Below are 18893 nucleotides of genomic sequence, written 5' to 3' on the forward strand. Positions count from 1 at the left end.
CCGCGCTAGGCAGGGATGCGGCCAGCCGCCTGCCAGGATGGTGAGGGCCGATGATCAGGGAGCGAACGACCATGCCGAAAGCCTATGCCAGCACCGTCATCGACCTGCCCGCCGACCGGGTCTGGGCGGTGGTGCGCGACTTCAACGCCCTGCCTGCCTGGGCCGGCCACATGGTGGCGCGGTCGGAGATCGAGGAGGGCAAGGCCGCGGACCAGGTCGGCTGCGTGCGTAACTTCTACACCCATGACGGCGCCCAGATCCGCGAGCGGCTCCTGGCGCTGTCCGACCTGGAACGCAGCTACACCTACAATTTCGAGACCACCCCGTTCGACGTCCAGAACTACCAGGCGACCCTGCGCGTCACGCCGGTCACAGACGGTGCGCGCAGCCTGGTGGAGTGGTGGTCGACGTTCGACTGTGCACCCGATGCCAGCGCGCAATGGATCGACACCTTCGCCAACGGCGTGTTCGGCGGCGGGTTCACCAATCTGCGCAAGCACCTGGCGGGCGGCTGAACCCGGCGATCGAACGCGGAGGGGCGGCACCGCTCAGCGCCGGTGATGCTGCCCTCCCGGCAATGGACGGTGGCTGCCCTGGCCGTCGGGAAACAGCGGCAGCGGCCCGGCTGGAGGCCGGGGTCCTGGCCGCCCGCCCGTGACCACGCCGGTCGACTGGTCCAGGCGGATGCTCTGGTCGGACTGGTCAATGCTGAGCCCGAGGGGCAGCTCATACCAGCTGCCGGACAGCTCGCCGGATGGTTGGGGGCAGCTGCCCTGCAGCACCCCGCAGTCCCAGCGCCAGCCGGACGGCTCGCCGGTCATGAGGCCGCCCCGCGCAAAGCCGCAGCGGCAGGCCTGGCCGGCCATGCAGTGCAATGCCCCGGCGATCTCCGGCGTGCAGCCGGGCGGCGGCTCGGCAGCCCCCGGCCGCACGGCCAGGAGCAGCAGCAGCAAAATACGCAGGCAGGTACGGAGGATGCACGGCACGATCGGCCTCGTCGGGGTGGCATGCCCCGATCATGGCAGCGAAAGGTAAATAAAAGGTTCAGGCAGCGCTGGTCATCGCCTCGGCGGCATGCCCGGTCAGCCGGACGAACAAGTCCTCCAGGTCGGCTTCCTGGGTGGTCAGGTCGACGATCGTCACGCCGGCTGCGCGCACCCGATCCAGGAGTTGCTCGACCCGCACGGCGGAGCGGCGGTAGCGCAGGATCAGGCGCCCCTCCGCGTCGACCAACGCCTGCCCGTCGTCCAGCGACGGCGGCACCTGGCGCATTGGCCGGTCGGCCCGCACGATCAGGCATTTCTCGTCCAGGCGTTGCAGCAGCGCGGCCGTAGTGTCGCAGGCCACCACCCGGCCGCGATCGACGATCGCGATCCGGTCGCACAGCTCTTGCGCCTCTTCCAGATAGTGGGTGGTGAGCACGATGGTGACACCCTGCTCGTTCAACTCGCGCATGTAGCGCCACAGCGAGCGACGCAGTTCGACGTCGACGCCGGCGGTGGGCTCGTCCAGCACCACGACCGGCGGGCGATGCACCAGCGCCTTGGCCACCAGGAGGCGGCGGCGCATGCCGCCGGACAGGGTGCGGGCATAGGCGTCCGCCTTGTCCGCCAGGCCTACCGCCTCCAGGAGCTCGTCAGTGATTCGCTCGCGCGCCGGGACACCGTAGAGGCCCGCCTGCAGGTCGAGCGCCTCCCGGGGCGTAAAGAACGCGTCGAGGTTGAGTTCCTGCGGGACGACTCCGATCGCGCGACGCGCGAGCCGCGGCCGCTCGTCCAGGTCGATGCCGAAGATCTCGACCTTTCCTTCGGACTTGTTCACCAGCCCGGCCAGGATGTTGATCATGGTCGACTTGCCGGCACCGTTCGGCCCCAGCAGGCCGAAGCACGAGCCACGCGGCACGGTCAGGTCGACGGCGTGCAGCGCACGCTTGTCGGGCTGGCGGCCAGTGCCGCGATACACCTTGCCCAGCCCCCGGATCGAGAGCGCGTGGCTGGGCGGAGCAAGAGCCATCTCTAGTTGTCTCCATCGTCCCGTAGCGACTATATCGCGCGCCGCCGGCTGCCGTGGCAAACTCGCGGCGTCGGGCGCAGCGCTGCTCGGGCGGTCTGGCTTTGCAAAGAGGGGTGGTCGCGTGGCGGACCTGTTCTTGAACGTTGATGGTCGTGAAGTCGTGATCACCGATAAGTTGTATGTCCGCTGCGATGGAGGTGAAGGTCCTCTCGGCCATCCGGTGGAATACATGACCCTGGAGAAGGGCGGCGAGACCGTCTGCAAGTATTGCGGCCGCCGCTACGTCCATACCAGTGCGCCCGCGGCGCAGGCACTTCATTCCGATCCGCGGCCGGCAACTGCCTGAGGCCATGCCGCAGCCATCGCGGCCTGTACCGGAACTGCAGCATATCAGCCACGTAGCTCTAGCGCACCCTCCAGGAACTTCACTGTTTCGCTTGACGCCGACGTCCGCAGCGGCCTTGCTCTCCCTCCACATGCCGGTCCAGCGCGCCATCGTTTCCTCGATCGGCAGGACGATGGCCCGGCGCAGGTTCCTCGAGCGCGGGATCCGTACACCGTGATGGACCGACGCGTCACCCCACCGCCGGGCAGTTCCGACCTCCTGGCGGGCAAGCGGCCGCCCGGACGCCGCTCCGGGCTGGCGCAGCGTGCTGCCCGGGCGCTCGCCGCGGCACTGCGCCATGAGCGACCGGGCATCGAGATCGATGGCGAGGGCCGGGTTGGCCATCTCCACGACCTCCTGGTGCCGACTGCACGGCTGCCCGCCGACCAGCACACGATCCTGCCGGACCGGCCGCGCACGCCCGTGGACGATTCGCTCGCACTCACCGCCAACTGCTTCCTCCCCTGGAGCCGCAACCCGGCGGGGCTCCGGGTAGGCCCGCTCGACGGGTTCCAGGGGCTGCGCTTCGCCGCCCGCTGCCCGACCGGGATCCGCGGCACACCGCCGCAGACCGATCTGCTCCTGACCGGCCCGAGCCGCGTGGTCGGCCTCGTCACCCGCGTCACCGAGCACCTGACCACGCCCAAGACCCGGATCGCGGAAGGCTACGACCAGCCGATGCCCGAGCCGCATCTCGGTGCCTGGCATGAGCTGCTGGTCGAGCTGCGCCAGACCCCGCAGCTGTTCCGGCTCCTGGACGCGGTGGCGCTGGCCAAGCACGCCATCGGTCTCGCCCGCACCTTCCCCGGCCAGACCACCACCCTGACCTACCTGTTCTGGGAGCCGTCCGACGCCCGCTCCCACCCGGTGTTCGCCGCGCACCGCGCCGAGGTCGACCTCCTGCGCCGGCGCGTGGTGGCGTCCGGTGTGCCGGTCCTGCCGTTGAGCCTGCGCGAGCTTTGGGACCGCTGGCTGGCCGAGCAGCCGGGCCCGGCACTCCGCGACCACGTGACCGCGCTGGAGGCACGCTACCACGTTGCCATTGGCGAGTGACCGGCGGCACGATCTTCTGATCACGTCGAACGATGGGCGATGGACGTCATGATGCCTGACAGCAAGGCGCTGTTCTTCGATCGCCAGGAGGTCAGGTCATCCCAGGAGCGCGAGGCGGCGATCTTCCACGCTCTGCCCGGCCTGCTCCACCACACGATGGACAATGCGCCGGGCATGGCCAGCCATCTGGCCGGCATCGACCCGGACCGCATCACCTCGCCACAGATGCTGCGCAGCCTGCCCCTGCTCGATCAGGCGACCCTGGCCGCGCGCCAGGAGGCCCGGCCGCCGTTCGGCGGCATGGTCGCGACGCCGATCGGCCGGCTGGCCAGGCTGCTGGTCGGCAGCCAGGGCCAGCTCGTGCCCGAGGGTGCCAGGGTCGACTACTGGCGCTTCGCCCGCGCCTTCTTCGCCGCCGGGGTGCGCCGGGCCGACCTCGTCTGGAACGCGCTGCCCCACCATCTGGGCACACTGGCGGCCATGGCCGAGACCGGTGCCCGTGCGCTCAGCTGCACCGTGGTCCCGGCCGGGCCGGGCACCGAGCCTCGCCAGCTCGACACGCTGCGCCGGCTGCGCCCCAGCGTCTTCGTGGGCGAGGCACGGGCCCTGGAGGCATTGCTGGAGGCACTGGGCCAGGAGCAGCCGTTCCGCTGCGCTCTGCTGACCGGCGAGGTACCCGATCCGACCCTCCTGGTCGCCAGCTCGGCCCTGCACGCGATCGAGACGTTCTTCATCTACGCCACTGACGAGATCGGCCTGATCGCGTACGAGACCAGCGCACACGAAGGCCTGGTGGTCGACGAATCGGTGCTGGTCGAGCTGCTGGATCCGGACGGCGATGGCCCGGTCACGACTGGCGCGCCCGGCCGGGTGGTGGTGACCGTGTTCAACCCGGACTTCCCGCTGATCCGCCTGGAGACCGGCCATCTGGCGCGGGAACTGGGTGGGGAAAGCCCGTGCGGGCGCACCAATCTGCGGATCACGCCGCCGCTGCAGGGCGGTGCGGAGCCGGCCGGCGAACGCTCGCAGGTAGGCGGGAAGGGCTGAGCCTGCCCGTGCTGGCCGTCCACGATCTGGTCTCGGCGCGCGCAGGGCGCCCGGTGCATGCGCCGGTGGCGTTCGATCTGGCCGAAGGCGACGCGCTCCTGCTGCGCGGCGCCAACGGCTCCGGCAAGTCGACCTTCCTGCGCACGCTCGCGGGCTTCCTCAGACCGGCCGCCGGCAGCGCGTCATGGCAGGATCGCCCGCTCACCGACCCCGCTTGGCCGGCCGCCCTCCACTGGATCAGCCACGTCAACGCGCTGAAGGCGGGTCTGACCGTGCGCGAGAACCTGCAGATCGGGGCCGCCCTGGCCGGTGGGCCGGCCGATCCCGTGGCGGCGGCGGACGTGTTCGACCTGCGGCCGCTCCTGGACGTACCGGCCGGACGGCTTTCCCAGGGCCAGCGCCGGCGCGCGGCCCTGGCCCGGCTGGTGGCGGTACCCCGCCGGGTCTGGCTGCTGGACGAGCCCGGTGTGGGCCTGGATGCCGCGAACCGGCAGCACCTCGCCCGGCTGATCGACCGGCACCGGGCAGGCGGCGGCATCGTGGTAGCGGCGAGCCATGGCGACGTGACGCTGGACGATCCTCTGGTGCTCGAGCTGTGAGCGGCCTGCCCGGTGCTGCCCTCGCTCTGGCACGTCGCGACCTGATGCTGGCGCTGCGCCGGCCGGGCGAAGCCCTGCTGCCGGTCCTGTTCCTGCTGACCGGCACCGTCCTGTTCCCGCTGGGTGTCGGGCCCGGTGCGGAAACCCTGGCGCGGATCGGCTCCGGCGTGATCTGGGTCCTGGCCCTGTTCGCGGTGACGGTCGGCACCGATCGGCTGTGGGCGGCCGACCTGGAGGACGGCAGCCTCGAGCAGCTGGAACTGGGCATCCTGCCGCTGGAGCTGGTGGCGCTGGTGCGCTGCCTCGTGCACTGGCTGGTGACCGGCCTGCCGCTGGTGGTGATCTCGCCGCTCTTGGCCCTGCTCATGCAGCAGCCTCCCGCGGCCCTGGTGGCATTGCCGGCAGCCCTCCTGCTCGGCACGCCCGTGCTGGTCATGATCGGCGCCATCGGTGCTGCCCTGCTGGTGGGTAGCCGGCGCAGCCAGGCGCTCACCGCACTGCTCGTGCTGCCGCTGCAGATCCCGGCCCTGATCTTCGGCGTGGGGGCGGTGGAGGCCACCACCGTCGGGGTCGGCGGAACGGTGGCCTATCTGATCCTGGGCGCCCTCCTGCTCGGCAGCCTGGCGCTGGCCCCGTTCGCGATCGCGGCAGCATTGCGGCTGGCGCTGGAATGACCGGGCAGCACTCCGCCCTCGCGCAGATGGGCCTCGCATCCGCTGCCCGGACCGCCTAGATTGGAACGATCGTCAACAGGACCCGCCTACCCGTGCACGCTTATGCGAACCCGTTGCGCTTCCAGAGGATCGCCGACGCCATCCGGCCCTGGACGACCTTCCTGGCGCTGGCCCTCTTCCCGGTGGGCCTGGTCTGGGCCCTGGCCATAGCACCCGCCGACTACCAGCAGTCGGATGCCTACCGGATCATGTACGTGCACGTGCCCGCCGCCTGGATGAGCATGTTCACCTATCTGGTGGTGGGCAGCGGCAGTGCGGTGGCCCTGATCTGGCGCCACCCGCTGGCCGAGATCGCCGCGCGGGCGGCCGCTCCGATCGGGGCCTGCTTCACCGCGATCGCCCTGGTCACCGGGTCAATCTGGGGCAAGCCGATGTGGGGGACCTGGTGGGTATGGGACGCGCGGCTCACCTCGGTCCTGATCCTGTTCTTCCTCTATCTCGGCTATATCGCCCTCTACGACGCCTTCGAGGATGCCAGCCGCGGGGCCAGGGCCGCCTCGATCCTGGCTCTGGTCGGCCTGGTCAACATCCCGATCGTGAAGTTCTCGGTGGACTGGTGGAACACGCTGCACCAGCCCTCCTCGGTGCTGCGCATGGACGGGCCGGCCATGGCGCCGTCCATGCTGTGGCCGCTCCTGCTCATGGCGGTCGTGTTCAAGCTGTACATGGTCTCCGTGCTGCTCGTCCGGATCCGCACGGAGACCGCGGAGCGCCGGATCGCCGCGCTGCGGGGCGCGGAAACGGCTTGACGCCACTGCACCGCAGCACGACATCCGCGCACATGGGATCGATTCTAAGGGTCGGGCTTAGCCTTTCCAAAGCACGGCGCACGTACTATCCGCGCCGCGGCTGCCCCAAGGACGCCAACCGACCCGCCGCCACGAGGAGACCGATGCAGTGCGCGTAACCGGCCATGATACGTTGAAGGTCCGCCGCACACTGGAGGTCGGCGAGCTCTCCTACGATTACTTCAGCATCCCCGAGGCCGAGAAGGAGCTGGGCGACCTGTCCCGCCTGCCCTTCTCGATGAAGGTGCTGCTCGAGAACCTGCTCCGGTTCGAGGACGACCGGACCGTGAAGGTCGGCGACCTGAAGGCGGTGGCGGAGTGGCTGCGGCAGCGCAGCTCCAAGCACGAGATCGCGTACCGCCCGGCCCGGGTCCTGATGCAGGACTTCACCGGCGTGCCCGCCGTGGTCGACCTCGCCGCGATGCGCGACGCCATGGTGACGCTGGGCGGCGATCCGAAGAAGATCAACCCGCTGGTGCCGGTCGACCTGGTGATCGACCATTCCGTCCAGGTGGATGCGTTCGGCACGCCGCGCTCGTTCGAGGAGAACGTGGCGATCGAGTACCAGCGCAACGGCGAGCGCTATCAGTTCCTGCGCTGGGGCTCCCAGGCGTTCGACAATTTCCGCGTGGTCCCGCCCGGCACCGGCATCTGCCACCAGGTCAACCTGGAGCACCTGGCCCAGGTCGTCTGGACCGCGAAGGACGGCAACAAGCAGGTCGCCTACCCCGACACGCTGGTCGGCACCGACAGCCACACCACCATGGTGAACGGCCTGGCGGTGCTGGGCTGGGGTGTGGGCGGCATCGAGGCCGAGGCGGCGATGCTGGGCCAGCCCGTATCGATGCTGCTGCCCGAGGTGGTCGGCTTCCGGCTGACCGGCCGGCTGCCCGAGGGTGCGACCGCCACCGACCTCGTGCTCACCGTCACCCAGATGCTGCGCAAGAAGGGGGTGGTGAACAAGTTCGTCGAGTTCTTCGGGCCGGGCCTCGACCACCTGCCGCTGGCCGACCGGGCCACCATCGGCAACATGGCACCTGAATACGGCGCCACCTGCGGGTTCTTCCCGATCGACCAGGTGACCATCGACTATCTGAAGCTCACCGGCCGCAAGCCGGAGCGCGTGGCCCTGGTGGAGGCCTATGCCAAGGCCCAGGGCATGTGGCGCTACAGCGACGCGCCGGACCCGGTGTTCACCGACGTGCTGGAGCTGGATCTGGGCGATGTCGAGCCGTCCATGGCCGGGCCGAAGCGGCCGCAGGACCGGGTGGCACTGAAAGGCGCCAAGGCCGGCTTCCAGGCCTCCCTGCCGGCCCTGGCGGGCGGCACCCCGCTCGATGCCAAGGCGCCGCTCGCCGGCACCGACCATGAGCTGACCCATGGCGACGTGGTGATCGCCGCGATCACCTCCTGCACCAACACCTCCAACCCGGGCGTGATGATCGCGGCCGGGCTGGTGGCGCAGAAGGCCGCGGCGCTGGGCCTGGAGCGCAAGCCCTGGGTCAAGACTTCGCTCGCCCCCGGCTCCAAGGTCGTCACCGACTATCTCGATGCCGCGGGCCTGACCGAGCCGCTGAACCGGATCGGCTTCGACCTGGTCGGCTATGGCTGCACCACCTGCATCGGCAATTCCGGCCCGCTGCCGGACGAGGTGTCCGACGCGGTCAACGAGGGCAAGCTGGTCGTGGCCGCGGTGCTGTCCGGCAACCGCAACTTCGAGGGCCGCGTCCATCCGCAGGTCAAGGCGAACTACTTGGCCTCGCCGCCACTGGTGGTGGCCTACGCGCTGGCCGGCTCGATGCAGAAGGACATCACCACCGAGCCGCTCGGCACCGGCAAGGACGGCAAGCCCGTCTACCTGAAGGATGTGTGGCCCAGCCCCGCGGAGGTGGACGAGGCGGTGCGCAGGGCGGTCACCGCCGACATGTTCGCCAGCTCCTATGCCGACGTGTTCGCGGGCGACGAGCGCTGGAAGGCGATCGGCGCCGGCGAGACCGGCATGACCTATGACTGGGACGACCAGAGCACCTATGTGCGCCTGCCGCCCTATTTCGAGGGCATGCCTGCCGAGCCGGCCAGGAAGCTCGCGGACATCAAGGGTGCCCGGTTGCTGGGCATCTTCGGCGACAGCATCACGACCGACCACATCAGCCCGGCCGGCAACATCGCCAAGACCAGCCCGGCGGCGCGCTACCTGCTGGAGCACGGCGTCGAGCAGCGCGACTTCAACTCCTATGGTGCCCGCCGCGGCAACCATGAGGTGATGATGCGCGGCACCTTCGCCAACATCCGCATCAAGAACGAGATGCTGGACGGCAAGGAAGGCGGCTACACCAGACTGATGCCCGACGGTACGGAGATGTCGATCTACGACGCCGCCATGGAGTACCAGAAGCAGGGAACGCCGCTGGTGATCTTCGCCGGCCAGGAATATGGCACTGGCTCGTCGCGCGACTGGGCGGCCAAGGGCACCAACCTCCTGGGCGTGAAGGCGGTCGTCGCGGAGAGCTTCGAGCGCATCCACCGCTCCAATCTGGTCGGTATGGGCGTGCTGCCGCTGGTCATGTACCCCGGCACCGACCGCAAGACGCTCAAGCTGGACGGCAGCGAGGTGGTCGACGTGACCGGGCTGGAGCAGGGCCTGAAGCCGCTCATGGACCTGACACTGCGCATCACCCGGGCCGACGGCAGCACCGACGAGCACAAGGTGCTCTGCCGGGTCGATACGCTGGACGAGGTCGAGTACGTGATGCACGGTGGTATCCTGCACTACGTGCTGCGCCAGCTCCTGGCCCAGTCGGCGCCGGCAGGCACCGCCTGACAGCACCCTGGCCGCTGCCCGTTGGCGGCCAGCCTATCTCCGGAGGACCGGGTGCCCGACATCGAGCGGGCGTCCGGTCTTCTTCTTTTGCCGTTCAGGCACCGGCGCCAGCAGCTGGACTAGGACGAGGGCTACCAGCAGCGGCAGGGCGAGTTCGCCCACCTCCTCGAGCGCCATCAGCCGAGCCAGCGCGTGCGGCCCCAATTCCATCCCGTTCTCCCGGAGGATCCTCGGCAAGGCGTCGACGGTCTTCAGCAGCGGCAGCGTCGCCAGCACGGTGACGATGCTCCAGAACGCCGGCGCCTTCTGCCTGGCCAGCGATCTGAGAGCCGGCAGGCTGATGCGCACCAGCCAGACGGCTAGCACCAGCAGCACGACCACTGCCGCTCCCGCCAGGAGCTTCTCGGGCAGCGGCGCCTCGGGATGAAAATACTGCTTGGTGCTGAACACGCTGTGGGTGGTGAAGGCCTTGTCCAGGTCGAGTTCGCGGGCACCCATGGCCAGCGCCGCGATGCCGAGCAATCCGAACAGGCCGCCCCGGCGCCACCACAGGGCGAAAGCGGCAGCCGCCACCAGGAAATGCAGGATGGCGGTCAGCGTCTCGACCGGCCCGCCCTCGACGAGCAGCGCGGTCGCCTCGGGCGGGGCGAGCAGGCTGGTCAGGATCAGGGCAGCCAGAACCGAAAGAACGGCGCCCGCGGCCGCCAAGTTGTTATGTTGCACGAAGTCCATGGGTCTTTGGATCGTCCGGATGTTGGAACGGAGCGCTGCCGTGGATCTGACGATCACGCCTCGCCAGGAGTGATGTTCCGCAAGTTTCCAGATAGACGCCGATCTGATGATAATGCGCGGGACATCACAGCAAAGGGCTCTGCTTGTCGAAGCGTCGTGGCCCTGACCAACTGAGGCCGGGGATGCACATGGGCGGCGACGATCATCCCATGTCCGAAGCCATAGCGGCCGTCGCCTTCGACGCCCTGGCGGCAGGCTGGGACGGACGCCACGGGCCTTGGTCGCTGCGCGGGGTGGGCTTCCGGTTGCGCGTGGCCCTGCTGCGCCGCCTCAGCCGCCGGCAGCAGCCCTGCCGCGTCCTCGACGTCGGCTGCGGTACCGGCCTGCACCTCCTGGCACTGGCCAGCCAGCTGCAGTCCGGCCTGGGCATCGACCTCGCCCCCGCCATGGTCGAGCGTGCACGCCGCCATGCCCACGCTGCCGGCCAAGCCGACCGCATCCGGTTCGACGTGCTGCCTGCCGCGGCGCTCGCCGGCTGGCCAGGTGAGCCGTTCGATCTCGTGCTGTTCCTGGGCTCGCTGGAGCACATTCCGGCCCCGGCGCAGGCACTCCGTGACACTGCCGGCTGCCTGTCCCGTGGCGGCCTGCTCGTCACGGTGATCCTGCACCCGGCCCACCCGCTCGGCCGCCGGGCCTCCCGGAGCTCCGATCGGGGGTCGATGCCGCCGCTGCGCCTGATCGCGCCTGCGGAGATGGAGGCATGGGCGGCGCAGGCGGGTCTGGAGCGGGTCAGGCTGGCCGAGCTGTCCGTGTTCTGGGCAGCCTACGGGCTGCTGGCCGCCATGCTGGTCGGCCGGCACTTCATCATCTTCCAGCAGCGTACTGCCGACTGAGCAGGCCCGGCCGGGCCCGCAACGTGGCGACGACACCCAGCAGCGAGGCGAACGCACAGACGAGCATGCCCGCCTGCAGCGCCTCCATGAAGGCGGCGGTCACATTACCCTCAACATAGCGCACGAAGGCGGGATCGGCGGCCCGGCCGGTCGCGCGCGCCAGGGCCAGGATCGCCTCGCTCGCCTGGGCCGATCCGGACAGCAGGCTCGCCACGACCCGCTCCTCCGCGGGCTCCAACGCCAGCTTCGGGTGCAGGGCCTGGAGCAGCCGGCCGGTCTCGCTCACCTGGAACACCGCGCCGGTAACCGCGATGCCCAGCACCGACCCCAGCTGGCGCGAACCGTTCAGCACCCCGGCAGCGGCCCCGGCACGGCCCTCCGGTACGGCATTCATGGTGGCGGTGGTCGAGGCGTTGAAGGCCAGGGCCTGACCGACACCGGCCGTGGCCAGTGCGGCGATCACCCAGATCAACCCGCTGTCCGGGTCGATCGGGCGGAACAGCAGGAAGGCCACCACCATCAGCGCCATGCCGAGCATCATGGCCTGGCGGGCGCCCAGGCGCCCGATCCAGATCCCGGTGCCCGGCAGCGTCAGCACGAAACAGCAGGAGAACGCCAGCAGCACCACGCCCGCTGCCATTGGCCCCAGGCGGAGGATGTGCTGGAGGTAGAGCGCGCTGAAGAACAGCAGCGCGCTGAACCCGAAATTGCCGGCCAGCGCCACCAGCTGTGCCTGGACCAGCGCCGGCTGCCTGAACAGGGCAGGCTCGATCAGGGGCTGGCGCTGCCGTCGCTCGATCCACCAGAACAGCAGGATCAACAGCGGGCCGGCGGTCAGCCCCGCCAGCACGGGCAATGACCGCCAGCCCCAGTCGTCGCCCAGCTGCAGGCCGAAGGTGAGCAGGGTCAGGCCGGCGGTGATCGTGGCCATGCCGGCGAGGTCGATCCCGCCTTCCTGAGCTTCGTCACGCGATTCCGGCACGACCAGGAGGATCAGGCTCGCCGTCAGGACGGCGATCGGCAGGTTCACCAGGAACAGCCAGCGCCAGCTTAGGATCTCGGTGAGCACGCCGCCCACCAGCGGGCCCATCGCGGATCCACAGGCCCCCACGGCCGTGCAGATCCCGAACGCGACGCCGCGCTCGTGCGGCGCGAAGCTGTCGGTCACGATCGCGAGCGGCGCTGCCGAGAACAGCGCCACGGCCAGGCCCTGGACGCAGCGGCCGACCAGGAGGGTCGCGATGCCGGGTGCCAGCCCGCAGACCGCCGAGCCGGCCGCGAACAGGACGATGCCGGCCAGCATCGTCCGCCGTCGCCCGACCAGGTCGCCCAGCCGGCCGAACGCGATCAGCGGTGCCGCCAGCGCCAGGTTGAAGGCGTTGACGGTCCATTGCAGGGCGGTGGTCCCGGCCCCCAGGTCGCGGCCGATCGAGGGGAGTGCGACGGTGATGCCGTAGAAGTCGATGCTCAGCAGGAACAGCGGCAGCGCCATCGCCACCACGATCCACCAGCGCCGCATGCTCGCCAAGTCCGCGGCAGGCTCAGCTGAAGCCGGTGACCGGATGCGGGATGTAGGGCGCCTCCAGGGCAGCGATTTCCTCGGCGTTCAGCCGCAGATCCAGGGCTGCCACCGCATCGTCCAGATGGTGCGGCTTGGTGGCACCCACGATCGGCGTGGTCATCGGCTTTTGCAGCACCCAGGCGAGGGCCACCTGCGCGCGCGGCACGCCGCGCTTGGCCGCGATCTCCCCTACGGCTTCCACGACCTTTCGGTCGGCCGCCTCGCTGTTGGCATAGAGGGTGCGGCCGAATTCGTCGGTCTCCGACCGGCTGGTGCTGGTGCCCCATTCGCGGGTGAGGCGGCCGCGCGCCAGCGGGCTCCAGGGCATCAGCCCGATCCCTTCCGCCCGGCACAGCGGCAGCATCTCCCGCTCCTCCTCGCGGTAGAGCAGGTTCAGATAGTTCTGCATGGTGACGAAGCGGGCCCAGCCATGCTTCTCCGACGTCGCCAGCATCTTCATGAACTGCCAGGCATACATGGACGACGCGCCGATATAGCGGGCCTTGCCGGCGCGCACGACGTCGTTCAGCGCCTCCAGCGTCTCCTCGATCGGCGTGTGCTTGTCGAAGCGGTGGATCTGGTAGAGGTCGACATAGTCGGTGCCGAGCCGCTTCAGGCTCTTGTCGATCTCGGACAGGATCGCCTTGCGCGACAGGCCGGCCCCGTTCGGCCCCTCGTGCATCCGGTTGTGTACCTTGGTCGCCAGCACGATCTCGTCGCGCCGGGCGAAGTCCTTGAGCGCCCGGCCGACGATCTCCTCGCTGGAGCCGGCGGAATAGACATTGGCCGTGTCGAAGAAGTTGATGCCCAACTCGACTGCCTTGCGGATGAAGGGCCGGCTGTCCTCCTCGGGCAGCGACCAGGCATGAGTGCCCTTGCCCGGATCGCCGTAGCTCATGCAGCCGAGGCAGATCCGCGAGACATCGAGGCCGGTACGGCCGAGCTTCACATATTCCATGCCTGATTCAGTCCTTCATGAAGGCGGCGAACGCGTCACGGTAGGCGGGATGCCAACGCGACAGGGCCGGGCGGCGCAGGATCAGGTCATCAGCTGCCCAGCGCATCCGCTTCTGATCCATTTCCCAGCTGGTCTCGTGGTCCTGGCAGAACAGGTAGAACGCATTGCGCTCCAGCCCATCCAGAAGCACGTCCACCACCTGGTCGGCCGTCCACGCCCCCTCCGGCTTGGGAGTGTCCGCCGTACGGCCGGGCCTGGTCATGCCGGTGAAGGTGAAGCCCGGGATCAGCAGATGCGCCGTGATCCGCTCGCCCGTGGCTTCCCGCAGCTCGTGGGCCAGCTGCTCGGTCAGCACCTTCACGCCCGCCTTGGACACATTGTAGGCGGCGTTGCCGGGCGGGGTGGTGATGCCCTGCTTGGATCCGGTCGCGACCACCGCCCCGGTCCGGCCGCGGCGGATCATGCCCGGCACGAAGCACTGCAGCCCGTTGACCACGCCCATCAGGTTGACCGCCAGCAGCCGCTCCCACTGCGCCCGGTCCTCGAACGTACCGGCCCCCTTGCCGGTCGCGGCGTTGTTCATGAGCAGCGCCACGTCGCCGAAGCGCTCCAGCACCGCCCGCTCCAGCCGCTCGACATCCTGGTAGAGCGCGACATCCGTCTGCATGGCCAGGACGTCCTGCTCGCCGCCCGGCGCTGCCGCGACCAGCTCGGCGCGGGCGGTCTCCAGGGCAGCCGCGTCGATGTCGGCGATCGCGACCTTCATGCCGAGCCCGGCAAAGCGCCGGGCAGCGGCCCGGCCGATCCCGTCCGCGGCACCGGTGACCACGGCAACGCGGCCGGGGGCCAGGGCTGGATGAGGCATGAGCTGTTCTCCCGAGCTGTCGGAACGCCACCTGCCCCCTTACGGCATCCGGCCAGCCCCGTCAGCCCGCCGGCAGCCAGATCTCCAGGGTACCGGGCTGGGGCTTGGGCTGGAAATGGGTGAAGTCGGTGGGCCCGCTCCTGGCCAGCTCGGCCATTTGCGGGATCCTCCGGCTGGCCTCCACCAGCGCACCCGCGTCGCCCGCATTGTCCGGGAAGAAGTAGCGCACGCTGGGCTCGCCGATCTGGAACGGCACGGCGCGCATGCCGGTCACCTCGAAGCCCTGGTCCCGGACGAGCTGCGCCAGGACCTGCGCCCGCGCGCCGGCACCGTCGTCGAGCGCGCTGTAGTGGATGAACACCCTGGGCGGCGCGTGCACCGGCATCGGCCGGCCCGCGACCGCGGGTGCCGTCGGTGCCGCCAAGCGGAGCGGGCGCGGCCTCGGCGGTTCTGCCGGGCTGGGCGCCGCCGCGGCTACAGGCGGGTCCACCGGACCGACCGGGCCGGCTGCGGGTCCGGGCAAGGCCGGCGGGGGTGCCGGAGGCGGCGGTGCCGCCAGTGACGGCAGTGCCGGGGCAGGCTCGGGTGGCTGGAGGATCGCTGCCAAGTCCGGTTCAGGCAGCGGGCCCAGCTCCGCTTCCGCGTCGAGCTTCGGCAGAGCCAGCGGTGCCGGTGCGGCGGCGGGCGGCGGCGGCGCCGGCTCCAAGACCGGTGGCCGGGACAGGTCCGGCTGGAGATCGGCGACCTGCCATTCGGTCAGGGACGGGCGGTACCAGGCAACGGTCAGCACGGCACCTGCCGCCACGAGTGCCGCCAGCCCGCCCAGCCACTTCCGGCGCGGCGCCGCTCTGGAGGCACCCTTGCGCGAGGCGCCGCCACGCCGTTCCTTCTGCCGCGGCAGCATGCCGGGATCGGGCGTGTGGCGCATGACCGGGATCACGCCCGCGACCCCTTCCGGCCCGATCAGCGCGCGGGCTTCCCGGCGCGCCTCGCTGAAGACCCAGTCCTCCACCGAGCCCAGGCGCGGGTCGAAGCGGCCGTGATTGCGCGCCACCTCGGCCAGCACCGGCCGCCGCAGCCCGGCGGCCAGGGTCTCGTCGTCCAGCCAGTGGGCGAGCATCGCCTCGACCCTGGCCCCGTAGCGCCGGTCCAGCTCGGCTGCGTTCGCCGGTACCGACGCGCTGGCGGTCGCATACCCTGCGGTCTGCATCTCCAAAATCCTCTCGGCCGCGCGTCGCTCGAGGAAGAATACCCTCCGGGCTCAAGCGGCCCGAGCAACATAACACGCGCGCGCACTTGCTTAACGCACGAAGCGCCCGATGCGGATGCAACACCCGGGCATCCCGCGCAAGGGTCAGTCGCGCGGGATCTCCTGAATGGCATCAAACTTGCGCGCGAGGCGATGGCCCAGGGCGACGGTAGGCAGGTTGGTGTTCGCCGTGGTGACGAACGGCATGATCGAGGCATCCGCCACCATCAGCCCGTCCAGCCCGTGGACGCGCCCGTAACCGTCCACTACCGCGCCGGCCGCCGGGTCCCGGCCGATCGAGCAGGTCGAGGCCGGGTGGTAGTAGTGCTGGTGCGAGGCGCGGATCCAGTCCCTGACCTTGTCGTCCTGCGTGCCGACGCCGGGAACGATCTCCTCCAGCTCGTCCGCGATCGGCGCATGGGACATGATCCGGCGGGCCTCCGCCACACCCCAGGCCAGTGCCTGGAGATCGATCTCCTCTAGGTCGGTCACGTGGCTGTGCTCGATGGCGAAATGGAGGCTGCCGTCCTTGCGCACCGGGCGAACCTGGCCGCGCGAGCGCGGGTTCAGGAGGCCGACATAGACCTGCCAGTACCAGTCCTGCAGGTCGGGCGTGCGGCCGCCCACCGAGAAGATGTGCATGTCGAAGGGGTTCTGGGCGAAGGGGGATTGCACCTTGGCGATGGTGCCCTCGTCATAGTTCAGGCGCAGCTGCTCGTGCGCCTGCGTCCGCCCGATCAGCTGGCCCTTGGCGCGGTAGGTGAGCGCCATGGCCGGATGGTCCTGGAGGTTGCGCCCGACACCCGGCAAAGCGTGACGCAGCTCGATGCCGGCTTCCTGGAGGGTCGCCGGGTCGCCGATGCCCGAGCGCAGCAAGAGCATCGGCGAGCCATAGGCGCCCGATGCGACCACCACATAGTCGCCCCTCAGCTCATGGGGCTCGCCCCGCCGGAAGCCGCGCACGCCCACCGCGCGCCGGCCGTCCAGGAGCAGCTCGGCCGCCTCGAAATTGGCCTCGACCGAGAAATTGTCCTGGCCACGCACCGGGTCGACGAAGCCGAACGCGGCGTTCCAGCGAATGCCGCCCTTCTTGTTCATCGGGCAGATCGAGACGCCGACCCCCTCGTCGATGTCGTTGATGTCGTCGGAGTGCGGGATGCCGGCTGCGCGCGCCGCGTGGTAGAAATCCTGCTGGTAGGGCGAGAACTCCTCGAACGGCAGGGTGCGCACGTTCAGCGCCCGGTCGATCGCGGCGAAGTCCTCCAGGAACTCGTCCGGATTCCAGAAGTCGACCCCGCCCGCCTCGCACCACTTCTCGAAGTCGCTGCGGATGCCACGCACGGCGGCACAGCCATTGTGCGAGGAGCAGCCGCCCATCACCCGGGCCCGCTCCAGCCGGTAGGAACGCGGCGAGCCTGGGTCCTGGTTCTCCAGGCCCCAGTCGTGCGTGGTCGGGATGCGCCGCGAATCCAGCAGCTCGAACGGCCAGCCATGCGCGTCGAACCGGCCGAAGTCCGGACCGGCCTCCACCAGCACGACCTCGTGCCGGCGGTCCTGCGCCAGCCGGCCGGCAAAGGTCGCACCGCCGCTGCCGGCCCCTACCACGATCACCCGCATGACGAACCCTTCCTCGGTTGGTTGGTGGCGCGCCCGATCATTCCCGGTGGCCGAAGCTGACGATCCGGTAGCGCATCAGTAGATACATCACGACGAAGGCGCCCAGGACGACGCCGTTGACCAGGGCCGCCAGCGCGAACAGCTCGCCGCCCAGGCCGAAGCGCAGGGAGCCCCAGGCGATGGTCGGCAGGGTCGGGATGGCGCCCAGGTTGTAGAAGGAGATCTCGAGATTGTTGAAGGCCAGGATGAAGCTGACCAGGAACGCGCCGAGCATGGCCGGCCAGATCAGCGGCAGGGTGACCTCGAAGAAGCAGCGCAGCGGCCGGGCGCCAAACACCATGGCGGCGTCGTCCAGACGCCAGTCGTAGCGCGACAGCTGGGCCAGCATGATCAAAAAGGCGAACGAGGTGCAGTGCACCGCGTTGCCGATCATGGCCGAGCCCATGTTGCCCGGCAGGTTCAGGATCTGGCGGTTGAACAGGAGGTTGGAGATGCCGACCAGCAGGTCCGCCACGAACAGGGGGCAGAGGAAGATCACCACCATCAGCGCCCGCCAGCGCGACCGGTATTTCAGCACCGCGATGCTGCCCATGGTCGCGACGGCGGTGCAGATCACGGCACTGCCCACGCCCAGCAGGATGCTGTTCCACAAGCCTTCCCGATAGGTCTGGTCCGCTCCCAGCGCGGCATAGTGGGCGAGCGTCCAGCTCGGCGGGAAGGGCCAGTTCAGGTCCTTCTGGAAGGACACGTAGATCACGTAGGCGATGGGCGCGTAGAGGAACAGATAAAGGCTCAGCAGCAGGGTGCCACCGGTCAGCCTGGCCAGGAGTTCGCCCGCCTTCACGCTCAGCCCTCCCGCCCGGTGAAGCCGCTGCGGCGCAGGTTCACCGAGCGCCACATCAGGAAGATCACGAAGGAGGAGACCAGGAACAGCACCACGCCCATGGCCGAGCCGAGCGCCCAGGTGCCGGTCTCGCCGAACTGGAGCGAGAGGACCTGACCGAACGAGGCGGCGTTGGGGCCGCCCAGGAAGCGGGCGGTGATCGAATCGCCCAGAGCCGGTACGAACACCAGGACCAGGCCGATGATCGTGCCGATCCAGTTGAGCGGCAGGGTCACCTCGAAGAAAGCCCGCCAGGCCTTGGCCCCGTTGATCTTGGCGACCTCGAGCAGCTCGAAGTCGAAGTTGAGCAGCGACAGGTAGATCGCCGTCACCATGAACGGGATGAACAGGTACGCGATGCCGATGGCCGCGGCGGTGGGCGTGTACATCAGGAAGCTGATCGGCGGCAGGCCGAAGTTCATCAGCCCCATGTTGATCAGGCCGACCGGGCCCATGATGCCCTGGATGCCGGTGATGCGCAGGATCACGCCGGTGAAGAACGGCGCCGCCACGCCCAGGCTGAGCAGGAGCCGGTAGCGGCCGCCATGCTTGGCCATGAAGTAGGCGATCGGCCAGGAATAGATCAGCGCCACCACCGAGACCGCGACTGCCGTCAGCACCGAGCGGAGCAGGAAGGTCATGTAGGTCGGAGTGGTGAACAGGATGGCGTAGTTGCCGAGATTCCACTCAGGAAT

The 18893-nt window shown here is 69.6% G+C and carries 19 protein-coding genes; 9 read left to right on the plus strand and 10 right to left on the minus strand.

Going from position 1 to position 18893, the window contains the following annotated elements:
- Positions 1–71 precede the first annotated feature (71 nt).
- The gene (locus VNS22_RS27950; RefSeq protein ID WP_325738439.1) at positions 72–515 is read left to right on the plus strand and encodes an SRPBCC family protein; all 444 of its coding nucleotides are present in this window, start codon (positions 72–74) and stop codon (positions 513–515) included.
- A 33-nt stretch (positions 516–548) separates the two neighbouring features.
- Here the strand turns inward: VNS22_RS27950 and VNS22_RS27955 are convergent, their stop codons facing one another.
- Both VNS22_RS27955 and VNS22_RS27960 read right to left on the minus strand, forming a co-directional pair.
- Positions 549–986 (minus strand): hypothetical protein, encoded by a 438-nt coding sequence (locus tag VNS22_RS27955; protein WP_325738440.1) that lies wholly within the window; start codon positions 984–986, stop codon positions 549–551.
- Between the two features lie 58 nt (positions 987–1044).
- Positions 1045–2013, minus strand: coding sequence for an ABC transporter ATP-binding protein (locus tag VNS22_RS27960; RefSeq protein WP_325738442.1), 969 nt, complete (start codon positions 2011–2013; stop codon positions 1045–1047).
- Positions 2014–2134: 121 nt separating this feature from the next.
- Here VNS22_RS27960 and VNS22_RS27965 point away from each other — a divergent pair, with 121 nt between their 5' ends.
- The 7 genes from VNS22_RS27965 (at position 2135) to acnA (ending at position 9440) form a co-directional block, all read left to right on the plus strand.
- Positions 2135–2359: a zinc-finger domain-containing protein gene (locus tag VNS22_RS27965; protein WP_223861777.1), complete on the plus strand. Its 225-nt coding sequence runs from the start codon at positions 2135–2137 to the stop codon at positions 2357–2359.
- A gap of 213 nt (positions 2360–2572) precedes the next feature.
- Positions 2573–3451, plus strand: a complete 879-nt coding sequence (locus VNS22_RS27970; RefSeq protein WP_325738444.1) for a hypothetical protein — start codon at positions 2573–2575, stop codon at positions 3449–3451.
- Between the two features lie 48 nt (positions 3452–3499).
- On the plus strand, positions 3500–4498 hold the full coding sequence (locus tag VNS22_RS27975) for a hypothetical protein (protein WP_325738445.1): 999 nt from the start codon (positions 3500–3502) through the stop codon (positions 4496–4498).
- Between the two features lie 8 nt (positions 4499–4506).
- The gene (ccmA, locus tag VNS22_RS27980; protein ID WP_325738447.1) at positions 4507–5097 is read left to right on the plus strand and encodes a heme ABC exporter ATP-binding protein CcmA; all 591 of its coding nucleotides are present in this window, start codon (positions 4507–4509) and stop codon (positions 5095–5097) included.
- Entirely contained in the window at positions 5094–5771 is a 678-nt protein-coding gene (gene ccmB / locus VNS22_RS27985) for a heme exporter protein CcmB (protein WP_325738449.1), read from the plus strand. Before ccmA ends, ccmB begins: the two co-directional genes overlap by 4 nt.
- A 92-nt stretch (positions 5772–5863) precedes the next feature.
- Positions 5864–6580 carry a heme ABC transporter permease gene (locus VNS22_RS27990; RefSeq protein WP_325738450.1) on the plus strand — a complete coding sequence of 239 codons (717 nt, stop codon included), beginning with the start codon at positions 5864–5866 and terminating at the stop codon, positions 6578–6580.
- 148 nt (positions 6581–6728) lie between these two features.
- Positions 6729–9440, plus strand: coding sequence for an aconitate hydratase AcnA (acnA, locus tag VNS22_RS27995; RefSeq protein WP_325738452.1), 2712 nt, complete (start codon positions 6729–6731; stop codon positions 9438–9440).
- Positions 9441–9473: 33 nt separating this feature from the next.
- Here the strand turns inward: acnA and VNS22_RS28000 are convergent, their stop codons facing one another.
- Positions 9474–10172, minus strand: a complete 699-nt coding sequence (locus VNS22_RS28000) for a hypothetical protein (RefSeq protein ID WP_325738454.1) — start codon at positions 10170–10172, stop codon at positions 9474–9476.
- 209 nt (positions 10173–10381) lie between these two features.
- Between VNS22_RS28000 and VNS22_RS28005 the strand changes: the two genes are divergently transcribed.
- Positions 10382–11065, plus strand: coding sequence for a class I SAM-dependent methyltransferase (locus tag VNS22_RS28005; RefSeq protein ID WP_325738455.1), 684 nt, complete (start codon positions 10382–10384; stop codon positions 11063–11065).
- Here the strand turns inward: VNS22_RS28005 and VNS22_RS28010 are convergent.
- The 7 genes from VNS22_RS28010 to VNS22_RS28040 all read right to left on the minus strand — a co-directional run.
- A complete protein-coding gene (locus VNS22_RS28010) occupies positions 11037–12584 on the minus strand; it encodes an MFS transporter (protein ID WP_325738457.1) in 1548 nt (515 codons plus the stop codon). The genes VNS22_RS28005 and VNS22_RS28010 overlap by 29 nt on opposite strands.
- A 22-nt stretch (positions 12585–12606) precedes the next feature.
- Positions 12607–13584, minus strand: coding sequence for an aldo/keto reductase (locus tag VNS22_RS28015; protein ID WP_325738459.1), 978 nt, complete (start codon positions 13582–13584; stop codon positions 12607–12609).
- Positions 13585–13591: 7 nt separating this feature from the next.
- Entirely contained in the window at positions 13592–14449 is an 858-nt protein-coding gene (locus VNS22_RS28020; RefSeq protein ID WP_325738461.1) for an SDR family NAD(P)-dependent oxidoreductase, read from the minus strand.
- Between the two features lie 61 nt (positions 14450–14510).
- Entirely contained in the window at positions 14511–15659 is a 1149-nt protein-coding gene (locus VNS22_RS28025) for a hypothetical protein (RefSeq protein WP_325738463.1), read from the minus strand.
- A gap of 144 nt (positions 15660–15803) precedes the next feature.
- Complete coding sequence (locus VNS22_RS28030; RefSeq protein WP_325738465.1) at positions 15804–17315, minus strand: GMC family oxidoreductase; 1512 nt, start codon at positions 17313–17315, stop codon at positions 15804–15806.
- A 37-nt stretch (positions 17316–17352) separates the two neighbouring features.
- Positions 17353–18159, minus strand: coding sequence for a hypothetical protein (locus VNS22_RS28035; protein ID WP_325738466.1), 807 nt, complete (start codon positions 18157–18159; stop codon positions 17353–17355).
- Between the two features lie 2 nt (positions 18160–18161).
- A partial coding sequence (locus tag VNS22_RS28040) for an ABC transporter permease (RefSeq protein WP_325738468.1) occupies positions 18162–18893 on the minus strand: 732 nt, incomplete at its 5' end.

The organism is Geminicoccus sp. (assembly GCF_035556675.1).
Lineage (GTDB): Bacteria > Pseudomonadota > Alphaproteobacteria > Geminicoccales > Geminicoccaceae > Geminicoccus.